General features: G+C 65.5%; 14 protein-coding genes. 5 read left to right on the forward strand and 9 right to left on the reverse strand.

Annotation, left to right across the window (positions count from 1 at the left end):
- Nucleotides 1-168 precede the first annotated feature (168 nt).
- Nucleotides 169-582 (forward strand): hypothetical protein, encoded by a 414-nt coding sequence (locus MSZK_RS10450; RefSeq protein ID WP_199203281.1) that lies wholly within the window; start codon nt 169-171, stop codon nt 580-582.
- On the opposite strand, the gene MSZK_RS10455 is transcribed toward MSZK_RS10450, so the two are convergent.
- Entirely contained in the window at nt 498-1,184 is a 687-nt protein-coding gene (locus MSZK_RS10455) for a TetR/AcrR family transcriptional regulator (protein WP_099247466.1), read from the reverse strand. The genes MSZK_RS10450 and MSZK_RS10455 overlap by 85 nt on opposite strands.
- A 139-nt stretch (nt 1,185-1,323) precedes the next feature.
- Here MSZK_RS10455 and MSZK_RS10460 point away from each other — a divergent pair, with 139 nt between their 5' ends.
- Nucleotides 1,324-2,601 (forward strand): cytochrome P450, encoded by a 1,278-nt coding sequence (locus tag MSZK_RS10460; protein WP_099247468.1) that lies wholly within the window; start codon nt 1,324-1,326, stop codon nt 2,599-2,601.
- Between the two features lie 6 nt (nt 2,602-2,607).
- On the opposite strand, the gene MSZK_RS10465 is transcribed toward MSZK_RS10460, so the two are convergent.
- Nucleotides 2,608-2,964: a hypothetical protein gene (locus tag MSZK_RS10465; protein ID WP_199203282.1), complete on the reverse strand. Its 357-nt coding sequence runs from the start codon at nt 2,962-2,964 to the stop codon at nt 2,608-2,610.
- Nucleotides 2,965-3,178: 214 nt separating this feature from the next.
- Here MSZK_RS10465 and MSZK_RS10470 point away from each other — a divergent pair, with 214 nt between their 5' ends.
- The 3 genes from MSZK_RS10470 to MSZK_RS10480 all read left to right on the forward strand — a co-directional run bounded on the left by MSZK_RS10470 (nt 3,179) and on the right by MSZK_RS10480 (nt 4,936).
- The gene (locus tag MSZK_RS10470; RefSeq protein ID WP_099247472.1) at nt 3,179-3,916 is read left to right on the forward strand and encodes a hypothetical protein; all 738 of its coding nucleotides are present in this window, start codon (nt 3,179-3,181) and stop codon (nt 3,914-3,916) included.
- A gap of 145 nt (nt 3,917-4,061) precedes the next feature.
- Nucleotides 4,062-4,490: a hypothetical protein gene (locus tag MSZK_RS10475; protein ID WP_099247488.1), complete on the forward strand. Its 429-nt coding sequence runs from the start codon at nt 4,062-4,064 to the stop codon at nt 4,488-4,490.
- A gap of 2 nt (nt 4,491-4,492) precedes the next feature.
- Nucleotides 4,493-4,936, forward strand: a complete 444-nt coding sequence (locus MSZK_RS10480; RefSeq protein ID WP_099247490.1) for a hypothetical protein — start codon at nt 4,493-4,495, stop codon at nt 4,934-4,936.
- Nucleotides 4,937-4,939: 3 nt separating this feature from the next.
- Here the strand turns inward: MSZK_RS10480 and MSZK_RS10485 are convergent, their stop codons facing one another.
- Genes MSZK_RS10485 through MSZK_RS10515 form a run of 7 tightly spaced genes read right to left on the reverse strand, consistent with a single transcriptional unit; the run spans nt 4,940 to nt 13,311 of the window.
- Nucleotides 4,940-5,440: a hypothetical protein gene (locus tag MSZK_RS10485; RefSeq protein WP_099247474.1), complete on the reverse strand. Its 501-nt coding sequence runs from the start codon at nt 5,438-5,440 to the stop codon at nt 4,940-4,942.
- 13 nt (nt 5,441-5,453) lie between these two features.
- Nucleotides 5,454-7,154: an MCE family protein gene (locus MSZK_RS10490; protein WP_099247476.1), complete on the reverse strand. Its 1,701-nt coding sequence runs from the start codon at nt 7,152-7,154 to the stop codon at nt 5,454-5,456.
- On the reverse strand, nt 7,154-8,506 hold the full coding sequence (locus MSZK_RS10495) for an MCE family protein (RefSeq protein ID WP_099247478.1): 1,353 nt from the start codon (nt 8,504-8,506) through the stop codon (nt 7,154-7,156). Before MSZK_RS10495 ends, MSZK_RS10490 begins: the two co-directional genes overlap by 1 nt.
- The gene (locus tag MSZK_RS10500) at nt 8,503-9,930 is read right to left on the reverse strand and encodes an MCE family protein (RefSeq protein WP_099247480.1); all 1,428 of its coding nucleotides are present in this window, start codon (nt 9,928-9,930) and stop codon (nt 8,503-8,505) included. The genes MSZK_RS10495 and MSZK_RS10500 overlap by 4 nt, the downstream gene beginning before the upstream one ends.
- Nucleotides 9,930-11,012, reverse strand: a complete 1,083-nt coding sequence (locus MSZK_RS10505) for an MCE family protein (protein WP_099247492.1) — start codon at nt 11,010-11,012, stop codon at nt 9,930-9,932. The genes MSZK_RS10500 and MSZK_RS10505 overlap by 1 nt, the downstream gene beginning before the upstream one ends.
- A complete protein-coding gene (locus MSZK_RS10510; protein ID WP_099247482.1) occupies nt 11,012-12,037 on the reverse strand; it encodes an MCE family protein in 1,026 nt (341 codons plus the stop codon). The genes MSZK_RS10505 and MSZK_RS10510 overlap by 1 nt, the downstream gene beginning before the upstream one ends.
- Nucleotides 12,034-13,311, reverse strand: a complete 1,278-nt coding sequence (locus MSZK_RS10515; protein WP_099247484.1) for an MCE family protein — start codon at nt 13,309-13,311, stop codon at nt 12,034-12,036. Before MSZK_RS10515 ends, MSZK_RS10510 begins: the two co-directional genes overlap by 4 nt.
- Between the last annotated feature and the right edge of the window lie 15 nt (nt 13,312-13,326).

Genomic DNA, 13,326 nt, shown 5'->3' on the forward strand with positions numbered 1-13,326 from the left:
CAATCACCACCGACCCCACACCGGCATCGGCGGAATGACACCAATCGAGCGCCTACGCGTTCACAACCTACCCGTGAAGAACACCTAGGCACCCGCGCGATCGGTCGCCGTCCCGGCAGGCGGGAACAAAACCGTGCCCGCACCGAGGGGGGCATGCAAAACTGAGCCATGACGTTGAAGTTGGGGTCCGCGATGGCGCTGGCCGCGGTATGCGTCGCGGCGTCGGCGGTGCCGGCGAATGCCGAAGAACCTGTGATGCACCAGGTCACCTACAGCGTGTTCGCCGAACTCCCGTTCCGGGCCGCCGACATCTACTACCGGGACACCGAACCGGCGAACTGGGCGGACTACAGCCACGACCCGTACGTGTTCAGCCCCAAGGTCGAGGCCGATGTCGGCCCGACCCAGAAGTGGGTGCTCAACGTGCAGCTAGCCAACCCCGAGGAATGGGCGATGGTCGCCGCCACCAGCGGGCTGTCCAAGACGCCGCCCAATTTTCATTGCGTGCTCGCCGTCGATGGTGTCGTCGTCGCCGAGAATTCCGGCCCCAAAGGGGCGCTCTGCTCGCTTCGCCACTGGTGAGCTGAGTCGTCCACCGATTGCGGTGGACCCTCCATCACGGTCAGGTATCGCTCGACCAATTCGAGCGTTTCGGCGTGCCCCGCGGTGACCCCGAGCGCCTCTCCCAGCATCAGCACCGTGGACAACCCGGTCATCATGATGGACCAGACCACCGGCGGCACCTCGGCCGGCAACACCCCGTGGCGTTCCAGTGCGGTGACGAACACCTCGCGCTGCTGCTCGCGGAAGCGTTCGGCGTAGCGGGACATCTCGGCGCGAAGGGCCTTGCGGTGATTGGCCAGTGCGGCCATCTCCATCGTCAGCCTGCTGGCGTCCGGGTTGATCCCGAATCGCCACAGCGCCCACAACGGCTGGGGGGAGGCCAGCGCCTGCTGGTGGGCCTCCATGCCCTGGTCGGCGTAGCGGCGGAAGACCTCGAGGAACAGGTCGTCCATCGTGCGGAAGTAATAGTGCACCAGCTGCGGTTTGAGGCCTGCTTTGTCGGCGACGCGGCGCGAGGTCACCGCGGCATAGCCCTCGTCGATCATCAGCTGTTCGGCGGCGTCGAGCAGCACCATGCGATTCTTCGCGTCGGGCGCTCCGATCCGTCGCGCCGATGCCATGTGCCACCCCGTTCTCGTTGACCGCCGTTGGGACACGCCGATAGTACGTGGGCCGATGTGTTCCAGCCTTGACCACGCACTTTAGCCCATGCTAAGCAGGTGCACAGCAATCAGGCCCGCCGGGAGGACAGACATACTCATGACCGACTTCGCCACCGTTGACTTCCTCACCGATCAGTCGCTGGTTGCCGACCCCTACCCGTACTACGACTACCTGCGTGAGCAGAGTCCGACGCTGCGGCTGCAACCGCACGGTTTCGTGGCGGTCACCGGCTACGAGGAAGCCCTCGAGGTGTACAAAAACCCCGAGGACTTCTCGAACATCGTCGCCCTCGGCGGGCCGTTCCCACCCCTGCCCTTCACGCCCGAGGGCGATGACCTGAACGCGCAGATCGATGCGCACCGGACGTATTTTCCGATGCACGAGCACATGGTGACGATGGATCCGCCGGATCACACCAAGGCCCGCTCGCTGCTGAGCCGGCTGCTCACCCCCAAGCGCCTCAAGGAGAACGAAGACTTCATGTGGCGGCTGGCCGACCGCCAGCTCGACGAATTCATCGCCGAGGGCCGTAGCGAGTTCCTGGCCGAATACGCAAAGCCGTTCTCGCTGTTGGTGATCGCCGACCTGCTCGGCGTGCCCGAGGAGGACCACCAGGAGTTCCGCGTCGTCCTGGGCGCCGAACGGCCGGGCGCCCGCGTCGGGGCACTCGACCACGAGCATGTCGGCACCAACCCGCTGGAGTTTCTCGACGAGAGGTTCAGCAGCTATCTCGAGGACCGCCGCCGCGACCCGCGTGACGATGTGCTCACCGAGTTGGCGACCGCCAAGTACCCGGATGGCGCCACCCCGGAGATCATCGACGTGGTTCGCACGGCCACCTTTCTGTTCGCCGCGGGCCAGGAGACCACGGCGAAGTTGCTGTCCGCGGCGATCAAGGCGTTGGCCGAACGGCCCGATCTGCAGCAGGCTCTGCGCGACGACCGCAGCTTGATCCCGACCTTCATCGAGGAGTCGCTACGGCTGGAAAGTCCGGTCAAGAGCGATTCGCGGCTGGCCCGGCGAACCTCCAAGGTCGGCGAGATGGACATCAAGGCCGGCACGGTGGTCATGGTGCTGCCCGGCGCGGTCAACCGCGATCCGCGCCGCTTCAGCGATCCCCACGAGTTCCAGGTCCGGCGGCCCAACGTCCGCGAGCACATCGCCTTCGGACGCGGCGCGCACTCCTGCCCCGGTGCGCCGCTGGCACGCGTCGAGGGCCGGGTGTCACTGGAACGCATGCTGGACCGGATGGGCGAGATCACCATCGACGAGGAGTTCCATGGGCCCGCCGAACAGCGCCGGTACAACTACGAGCCGACCTACATCCTGCGTGGGCTCGCCGACATCCACGTCCGATTCACCGGACGGGGATGACGGCCCCTAGGCGTCGCCCTGCACCCAGCGGGTCCGCCCGCCGGCTGCGATGCACGACAGGAACATGCCGTCGGGCGCCTGCGCCACGGAATTCTCGTAGCCGGTGCAGTCGTCGTCCAGCAACTTGACACCCACCATCGGCGGCGACCGGAAGTAGCGCGGCTCGTACCGCCGTGGGGACCCGCAGAAGATCAGCCGCCCCCAGTTGTTCCGGGTGTCGACACCGAACACGTAGTAGGTCGTGTTGGCGCACGGAGCACCGAGTTCAACTCCTGGCGTGATGCCCGGAGTGCAGAACGCATCGTTGCACTCGTCGGCGTTGATCGGCGCCCCCGCGGGATCCGCGGAAGCCGGAGCCGGCATCAACAATCCGGCCGTCAGGAGTGCAGCAAGAACTGGCACGGTCAATCGCACCCGAATACTTTCGCATACTCGGTAAGCGAATTCTCCGGCTCAGAGAAGAAACCGGGACAAATCACTGGGCAACCCCGACGACCGGACAACCGCTCTGTGGAATGCTGGTCGGCGGTGCTAGCGTCGCTCTTCGCCATGCGACCGTGATGGACGAGGAGGTCCCATGCCGGCCAACAGTGAGCCCGAGACACCCGACGTCGACGACGCCGTCTCGGCCGACGCCGCGGAGGCCGCGGCCGCTGCTGCCGAGGCTCGCGCCGAGGCAGCCCGCGCGCGGGCAAACGAATTGCGCGCCAAACTGGACGTCGCCCGCGACGAAGCACCGGCACAGGCCGAGACCGAGACCGAGACCACCGATGAGGCGGAGCCGGCCCCGCCCGCGGCGGAGTCTGCGCCGCAACGCAAGCGAGGGCCTCGCGCGCTCAAGGCCATTGCGGCGACCCTCGCGGTCGTGGGCGTCGCCGGCCTGGCGGGCACCACCGGGTACATGGTGTGGCAGCACCGCGCTGCCGAGCAGCTGCGGCATCGCTCCGCGGAGTTCTCGGCCGCGGCCCGCCAGGGCGTGGTGAATCTGATGTCGTTGGACTACACCCACGCCAAGGAAACGGTGCAGCGGGTGATCGACGATTCGACAGGCAAGTTCAAGTCGAACTTCGAAGACGGGTCCGGTGACCTGATCAAGGCGCTCCAGGACGCCAAGGTCAGCACCAAGGTCACCGTCAACGACTCCGCTGTCGAGTCCATGGACGAGAATTCGGCGACGGTGTTGGTCGCGGCGACCTCGCAGCGGACCGGCCCGGACGCCCCGAAGGAAGACCAGCAGCCGCGGGTGTGGCGGGTCGTGGTGAGCCTGGTGCGCGAAGGCGATCAGCTCAAGATGGCGGATGTCGAGTTCGTCTGACGACGAGCCAACCCGTCAAACCCTTTCTCCGCACAGCCCAAGGATAGTATTCTCGCTACACGAGAATGCCAATCTCGCAGGTGCGCAGCTTGGCCCTAACGTGGAGGAAGCCGGCGTGAAATCCCTCGCAGTGGCCACGGCACTGATGGCGGGAGCGGTGGCGCTCGCGCCGCCCGCCACCGCACAGATGTTCCTGGGCAATTACGAACTGAACATGCCCGATCGCAGGGACTTTCACACCTGGGTGTGGTCGGCGACGACGCCGTGCAAGGATGCCGAGAACGTCACGATCGCCGACTGCATTCACATCCTGACATTGCCGCGCCCGATCGCCAAAGCCGTCCAGAGCGTGGGCGACGCACACCTGGTCAACGGTCAATACACCTTCACCATCGACGACCCGTTCGGTCTGCGGTGCGGCGACATCTATTACGGCCCAACCATTCCCACCCACGATGTCTACACCTGGGACTCGACCACGCTGGCCGGGTCGATGGTGTCGACGTTCGACTCCGGGTGTGACGGGGCCCCTGGCGGTAGCTTCGTGTACCCGTTCAGCCTGAGCAGGATGTGACGGTGCGGTCGGCGCCGGTGATCACCGCGACCTTGGTCATGCTGGGCGCCGCAATCGGTCTCGCGTCACCTGCGCCGGCCGACGATCCGCCCCCTGGGCCTCCTGCGGCGCCAGCGGTGTACAACGTGCGCTACACCGTCACCGCCGACAAGCCGGTCAATGCCGAAATCTATTACCGGGACACCGATCCGCCCACGTTCTCCGACTACAGCCACGACCCCTACGTGTTCAGCCCGAACGCCGAGGCCACCGTGGGGCCGGGTCAACCGTGGATTCTCGAGGCCACCCTCGCCGATCCGGTGCAATGGGGCATGGTTCTGGTTCAGGCTCAGGGTTCGCTGCCCAAAGCCACCGCCGGATTCAATTGCACCATGGAGATCAACGGTGTGGTCGTGAAGCGCAACAGCGGCCCGAAGGGCGCGCTGTGCTCGCTGCGGAATTGGTGAGCGCTACACCCTCTTCATGTAGAACGGCATCTCGATCACCGGCCACTGGTTACGACCGCACGAGCCGCTCGGACCGATGACCCGGTTCTGTCCGGTGTACTCGGTGGACGCCGCGTCGACGTGACCGTCACTGCCGACCGGATAGATCTTGTACTCCTGGAAACCCTCGATCGCCGCCCCGTCGGCACAGAACCGCCAATTCGGGATCGTGCGCTTGACGTACCACAGGCCGTTGGTGGTGTAGATGGGCGCAGCCCAGCCGGCGTCGCTCTGCACGGTGCCACTGCACTCGGTGGGTGAGATACAGGTCGTCGAGATGGTCCAGGTGCTGCGTTCGGAAGGCTGGTCTTCGTAACGCGAGTTGATCTTTGCCCACTCGCCGTTGGACGAGGTCGCGAACGTCCCGTTGATCCCCCAATCGTCTTCCGCGACAGCGGGAGCCGCGCAGACGACTGCGACGAAAGCGGCGGCACCGACGGCGGTCAGTGCTCGAAGTACACCCATCGCGGTACCCCTTTCAGCTCTGCAGCATGTCCTGCCAGGTGGCAGCCGGCTTGGCCAGGTTGGTCTGCCGGTACAACGTCCCGTCGCTGCCCATGTACTGGCCGGTGCGGGGATCGTACTTCGCGACCTGCAGCTGCGGACCGTGTTGGTCGTTGCCGGTGAAGGCGCTCGGCGCCACCGGCTGATCGGCGGGTGCCACCGGCTGATCGCCGGCCGGGTGATCCGGCGGCGGTCCCGGCAGATTGATCGGCGCCGGGCCGATGTTGCCTTCCGGCCCCGGCGGTGTCACCGGCGGCGTCTGATAGATGGGCTGGCCGGGCAACAGTGGCCCGGGACCGGTGCCGGCGAAATTCGGTGGCGGCGGATCCACCGGGGGCGCCCCCGGCGGCGGGGCACTGACCCCCGGGGGTAACGGCGTGCCCTCCAGCGGCCCGAAAATGTTGGAATCAGGCAGGACCCGGCTGTCGATCGGAATGCCCTGGGCAACCAGATTAGGGTCGATCGGATAGGGCCCGGTGACATGCTGGCGCTGAGCCAACGGTTGGAAGCCGTTGGGATCGTTACACAATTCGACCGTCGGCGCTCGCTTACCGGGGTGTTCCATGCACGGGTAGTTGCGCGCCCCTCGGACGGCGACCGGCGAATCCTGCGGCAGCTTGCAATACAGCCCGTCCGGAGTGTCGATCACCGAGGTGTCGGCCGGATTGCGCCACGACGACGGCGGTAGGAATCCGACCGTGCAGGCGGCGGGGTCGCCGAGGCCGAGCGAGAAGTCACCGTTCGGCAGACCGGTGGGACTGTTGCTGGGCAGGTAGGTCTGGATCTGGGCGACGAACGGCGGCACCAACACCAGCAGCTGTTCGATCGAGGCGTTGTAGGTCAGGAAGATCTGACCGAACGTGGTCATGTTGGCCAACAGCACCGGCAGTGTGGGCTTGAGCTGTTCGAGCAGTCTCGAGGTCTCCTGGGCGAATCCCGGTCCGTCGCGCAGAATCGACCGGAACTGCGAGTCGTTGTTGGCCACCTGTTCGGTCACCCCGGCCAGACTGGCCGCCCAGGTTCGGATCGAGTCGGTGGTCATCTCCTGCGCTCCGAGGAACGGGCGCGCGTCGACGATCAGGGCACGGGTGTTGTCCGACACCGCGTTGGCATCTCTGGTGATGGTCGCTCCGGAATCGACCAGCGAGCCGAAGTCGTAGCCGGTGCCGTTGAAGGCCTGATAGGTCTCGCCCAGCAGTTGGCTGAGCTTGTCCTTGGGGATGCTGTCGACCAGCTTGCTGACCTGGTCGAGCATCGGGCCCACCGACTGCGGGATCGAGGTGTTGGCCACGGTGATCACCGAACCGTCCTGCAGATAGGGCGCCTTGTCGTTTCGGGGCAACAACTCGACGTACTGCTCGCCCACTGCCGACATGCTGCGCACTTCGGCCTTGAGGTCGGCCGGGATCTTCGGTGACGTGTCCAGCGACAGGGTCGCGCGGGCACCAGTGTCGGTCAGCTCGATCGAGGTGACCTTGCCGACCTGAAAACCCCGATAGGTGACATTGCTGAACTTGTACAAGCCGCCGGTGGCGGGCAGGTCGAGCTGGACGGTGAGCCGGCCAAGGCCGAGCAAGGTCGGCACCTGGATGTAGGCGAACACCATGATCGCCACGCCGACGATCGACGCGATCGTAAAGATGATCAGCTGACTCCGCACGAAACGGGTGAGCATCAGCCACCTCCTCCCGTCGGAGCTGCCGGCGCTGCGCTTGTCGGCGGAGTGGGTTGGGCCCCATAGGGTCCGGCGAAGATCGGCGTCACGCCTGAGGCCGCCAACTGCTGCTGGGTGTAGATCTGGGTGCCCGGTGGTGCGATCGGCGCGGGCGGCACGATCGGCAAGATGGGGCCGACGTCGGCGATCGTCGCCGGTGGCGGCGCCTGCGGCGGCTCATCGTCGAAGACATCCGGCGGCGGTGGAGTGACGCCGGTCTTGAGCGGATCGTAGGTGTAGTTCAAGAACGCCGGATCACCAGGTGCGGGAACCAGCTGCGCCGTCGCGTCACCCCACCGTGTGCCCAGCATCAACGTGCGCTTCAACCGCGGGACGGTCAAATCGATGGTCGCGAACAGATTGTAGTAGTCGCCGCGGATCGCACGGTCCATGAAGCTCTGGGTGAACGGAAAGTGGACGGCATATTCCAGAACCGCGTTGAGGTCCGGGCCGACATCGGCGAAGGCCTTGATCGCAGGCTCCAGGTTCTTCAGATTCTGCACCAGGTCGGCCTGCGATTGGTTGACGAGCCGGTTGGCGGTATCACTGAACGTGCCGAGCTTCTCCAACGCCGTTGTCAGCGTTGGTCTTTCCTTGATCAGCACGTCGATGGCCGGTGGGATCTTCTGCAGCGCCTTGGCCAGATCGTCCCGCTGGCCGGCAAATGTCGACGTCATCCGGTTGAGCGACTGGATGGTCGAGACGATGTTCTCGCGCTGGCTGTCCAGCGTCCCGACGAACGTGTCCAGCCGGGTGATCAGATCGCGGAACGCGGCTTCGTTGCCGCTGACCGCCGTGCTGAAATTGTGGATGACGTCGCCGATTTGGCCGAGCCCGCCACCGTTGACCACCGCTGCGAGGGAGGCCAGCGTCTGCTCAGTGGTCGGGTACGTCGACGACGCGTTCAGCGGGATCGTCGCTCCGGGGCTCAACGCGCCGCTCGGCGACTGCCCGATCGGGGTGTTCAGCGCCAGATGCATGGAGCCCAACAGACTGGTCTGTCCCACGCTGGCGACGGCATTGGCAGGCACCACCACATCGGGCTTCACCGAGAACTCCACGTCGGCATGCCAGTTCCTGACCGTCATCTTACGCACGCTGCCAATGACGACGTCATTCATCATCACCGGCGAATTCGGCTCCAACGTCGCGACATTGGCGATCTCGACGTGGTAGACGGTGGCGTCGGACCCGCGTCCCACGGCACCGGGCAGCGGCAGCGAGTTCACCCCCTGGAATGCACAGGCACTCGTGGTGAACGCCAGGCACGAGCCGGTGATCACCAGCCGCCGCAACGACTTTCCGCCGATCATGGCGTCCCTCCTGCTTCCGCGGCCATCGGCGGGCCGGGGGCCGGCCCGGGCGCTGCACCGCTCGGGTTCAACATGCTGGGCAGCGACGAGATCACCGAAGGCGGTATCGCGGGCGATCCACCCGGCAACAGCTGCGCCGCACCGGGCGGCGCCTCCCCCGGGGCGCGGCCGGTGAATCCCGGCGGACCCGGTGCCACCCCGTCGTACGCCGAGATGGCCGGCGGGATCGCCGGGATGTCGGGCGCCGGCCCTCCGGCTCCGGGGCGCAGATTGTCCTGCGAGTAGACCAGTTCCTCGGGGGCGGCAGACGGCATCAGGTAGGGATCGATGCCGATCGGCAGATAGTTGAAGTTGAGCAGCCGAAGTGCCGGGCCGAGGTACTGGCTGCACAGCTTCGCCGTCTCGGGGGCAGTGGTGTTCTCGATCGCACCGATGGCGCCGCAGACGAACTCGGTCGGATTGGAGAAATTGTTCAACACGAACTGCCCGACCGCGCTACCCGATGACGGGTTGTAGATGTTGTAGGCATTGGTCAACGCGTTGGGGGCGATGTGAAGGAGATTCTCGATCTCCATCTTGTTGTCGAGCAGATTCGTGGTGACGTTGGTCAGCCGCTGTAGCTGCTCGGAGGTCTGGTCGCGGCTGCCTGCGACGAACCGCTGGATGTCGACAATTGCCACTGAGAGGTTCTTCAGCGCAGCGTCGAGGTCGGAGCGGTTGCCGTCGATCACGCTGGTCAATGTCGCCAGCCGGTTCTGGAACATCACCACCTGCTCGTTGCTGTCACGCAGTGTGGTGATGAAGTTCTGCAGATTCTTGATGATGTCGACGACGTTGCCGCTGCCGTTGGCCAGCACGCGGGAGACCCCGGCAAGCTCGGTGATGGTCTGACGCAGCTTGTCGCCGTTGCCGTCGAGGGCGTTGGCCGCGCTGTCGATGAATCGCGACACCGAGGTTCCCGAGACGCCGCTCTGCGGCCCGAGGTCGGTGGCAAGCCGGGTCAGCTGCTCTTTGACTTCGTCCCACTCCACCGGAATCGCGGTGCGCTCCAGCGGAATCACGGCGTCGTCCGCCATCTTCGGGCCAACGTTGTTGCGGTAGGCCGGCGTCAGCTGAACGTAGCGAGCGGCGACCAGGTTCTGTGCCACGATCACCGCCTTGGCATCGGCGGGAATGGGCACGTCACGGTCGACGTCGAGCACCAACGTGGTCTGGGTGCCTTGCGGCTCGATCGCCTTGATCGTGCCGATCTTGACCCCGGACACCCGTACCTCGTCGCCGGGATAGATTCCGGTGGCCGTGGTGAAGACGGCATTGACCGTCTTCGGGCCAAAGTAGATGTTGCGCACCAGCAACGCCGCGCCCACCACCAGCAGTCCGGCCAGCGCCAGCGCCAGGATCGTCACCGAACGTCGACGGCTCATCAGCGCGACCCTCCCGGAATACCGTTGTACGGCAGCGGCAGTTCGGCGCGCGGACCGGCGTTGTCCGGCGGCTGGCCGGCATTGACGCCGCGGCGGAAGCCGAACGCATAGTCCATGAACGGCTGAAGCAGCTCCGCTGGCTGCAGGTTCGGCACGAAGGCGTTGTAATACGGGCCGTTGGCCAGCGTCTCACCCTCCGAGAGGATGAACTTCTTCACGTTCGGCAGCATCTGCGCGATGTTGTCCTTGTTCTTCTCCAACACCGCGACAACAGAATTGAGGCGCTTCAGCGTCGGCGCCAGTGTGCTTTCGTTGTCGTGGACCAGACCCGTCAATTGCTGGGACACGGCTGCGGTGTTGGCCAGTAGGTCGACGATCGCCTCGCGCCGGTCGTTGAGCACCGCCAACAGATCGTTGGCGTTGAGGATCAGGGTGTTGAGTTGCTGACTGCGCTGACCCAACACCGTGGTGACGTCGGCGGCGCTCTTGAGCAAGCCGGCGAGGTTCTCGTTGCGGCTGTTGAGCGATCGAGACAACCGGCTCAGACCGTCGAAGGTCGGTCCCAGCTTGGGGGCGAGCTGGTCGATGGTAGTCGACAGCGTGTCCAGCGACTGGTTCAGCGAGGCCGTATCGGTGCCTGCGGTGTTGCTGGTCAGATCGCTGACCGCTTCGGTCAGCGAGTACGGCGAGGACGTGCGGGTCGTCGGGATGACGTCGGCCGAGCGAAGGCGTCCGCTGCCCGCCGATTCGAGGGTGAGCACGCGTTCCCCGAGCAGCGAACCGGTGCGGATGTGCGCCGCGGTCTGCGAGCCCAGCTCGTACTTGCCCGCAGTGGTGAAGGTGACCAGTGCGTCGCCGTTGTCCAGTGAGACGTCGGTGACCGAGCCGACTTTGATGCCGGACAGCGTGACGTCGTTGCCGACGGTGATCCCGCCGGCCTCGCTGAACAAGGCCTGGTGACGGACCGAGGTGGCCAGTTGCACCAGCCGCTCAGGCTGTAGCCCGACCGCGATCACCAACAGGATCAGCACCGCGCCGAGGAAACCGGCACGCCACAGGTTTGAAGCTCGGTATTTCAGCATCAGGGCTCCGAACACCTACCGGATTCTTGTTTGATCATCGGGAAGACACCGGTCCGTCCCTGAAGGTCGGTGACCCGGATCGACAGGCCGCAGATGTAGTACATGATCCAGCTGCCGTACGCCCCGAGTCGGGCCATCTTGCGGTAGTTGTCCGGACCCCGCTGCAGCCCCCTGTCGAAGATGACCTTGTGGTCGTCCAGCAGCGGCGCCAGCCGATTGAGCTGTTCCACGTCGCCCTTCAATGGGGTGCGGGCCTCGTTCAGGAGACTGGCCAGCGACGCGGTTCCGTTGTCCAACTGGGTGATCGCGGTGCCGATCGGGTCGCGATCCTGCGACAAGCCGGTGATCAGCTTCTCCAGCTTGTCGATGGCACCGGAGAACCTGTCCCCGTCTCTGGCGAGCGTGTCGACCACCACCTTGAGGTTGTCGATGAGTTGCTCGACCGTTTGACTGTTGTCGGCCAACGCATTCGAGAACGACGTGGTCTTGCCGAGCAGCGAGTCGAGGGTGTCGCCCTGGCCCTGCAGGATGTTGATCAGTGACGCGGTCAGCGCGTTGACGTCCTGCGGATTGAGCCCCTGGATGACCGGCCGCAGGCCGCCGAGGAGCAGGTCGAGGTCCAAAGCTGCCCGGGTGCGCTCTTTGGGGATCTGCGCTCCCGCCGGCAGCACCCGGGTCGAGCCGGGCCCGTCGACGAGGTCCAGGTAGCGGTCACCGGTGAGGTTGAGGTAGCGCACCGCCGCTTGGGTTCCGGTGGTCAGGACGATGTCACGGTCGGCGTCGAAGCTGACCAGGACACTCTTGTCCGGCTGCAGGTCCACACTGTTGACGGTGCCAACCCGGACACCCGCGACGCGCACGGTGTCACCGCTCTTCAGCCGGGAGGCGTCGGCGAACACCGCCGAGTATGCCGATGTCGAGCCGCTGCGATAGTTGCTGAACGTCAGGAACAGGAAGGCGGTCAGCACCGCCATGACCACGGCGAACACTCCGAACTTGACGAGTGTGCTTGTGGTGCGCATCATCCCGGTTGTCCGATCTGTGCGGTGTTGCGCGGCGGGCCGTCCAACGGACCGAACAACAACTGCTTGAGGCCGTCGGAGTTGAGCAGGATGCCCTGATTGCCGTACTGCCACGGGTTCATCCCGGTGTCGGTCACCAGGTACTTGGACTTGTTGCCGTAGCCGATGTTGGGCAGGCCCATACACTGTGGGCCGCCGCTGGCGGCGACCTTGGGCAGGTTCGACGGATAGCGATAGCGGTCGATGCCGAGCGTGAAGGCGACGTTGACGATCACACCGGGATCCATCGCCGGCGGTTGCAGCCGGGCGACGTTCATGCCTTCCAGCGCGCAGTTGATCGCCGGCGCGTACTCGTTGAACAGTGCCGTTGTCGGAGCTAGCAACTCGAGCACCTTGCTCAACGCCGGCTGGTTGGCGCCGAGTACCTCGTTCCCCTGGTCGGCCAAACCGATCATGTTGACCAAGAAGGTATCCAGGTGCTGCTGCTCGTCGACAATGCTCTGGCTGATCTTGTTGGTGTTCTGCACCGTTCGCACCAGATCTGGTGCGGCGTCGGCGTAGGCGGCAGCCACCGGCGCGGTGAGTTCGATGTCGCGCGCCATGTTCGGCAGGCTGGGCTCCAGCTTGGCCAGCAGGCTGTCGAAATCGGCCACCGTCTGACCGAATTGCTTTCCGCGCCCGGCGAACGCCGACGAGAGCGCACCGAGCGTCGCGTTGAGCTGTGTCGGGTCGATCTTGTTCAGGACCTGGTTCAGTTGCTGGAACACCGTGTTGATCTCGACGGTGACGTGCTGACCCTGCAGAACCTGACCGGAATACATGGGTTTCGGCGACGGGTCCGCCGGCGGCTCGAAGTTCACGTACTTGGCACCGAACACGGTCGTCGAGGCGATGTCGGCGACGACGTTGGACGGAATCTTGCGCAGCTGAGCGGGATCCATCGCCAGGTGCAGCACGGCTGAGCCGTCGGGACGGGTCTCGATCTGCTCGACCTTGCCGACCTGGACACCCCGCATCTTCACGCGCGCATCGGGGTTCATCACCAGGCCGGCGCGGTCGGAGATCACGGTGACCGGAACGGTCTTGGTGAACGAGCCACGGAACAGACCGACGGCGACCGCGACGATGGCCACGACGATGACCACGGTGGCCACGCCCGCGACGGGACGCACCCAACCGCGGGCGCCGAAGCTTTGGCCGGGCTTGGCTGCCACCGGTGTTGCGGTGGTTTCGGTTTCGGATCGGTCGGCGGGACCGGGACCGAGGTGTCTGGTCACGTGTTTTCCCTATCC

The sequence above is a fragment of the Mycobacterium sp. shizuoka-1 genome (assembly GCF_002723835.1).
Taxonomy (GTDB): domain Bacteria; phylum Actinomycetota; class Actinomycetes; order Mycobacteriales; family Mycobacteriaceae; genus Mycobacterium.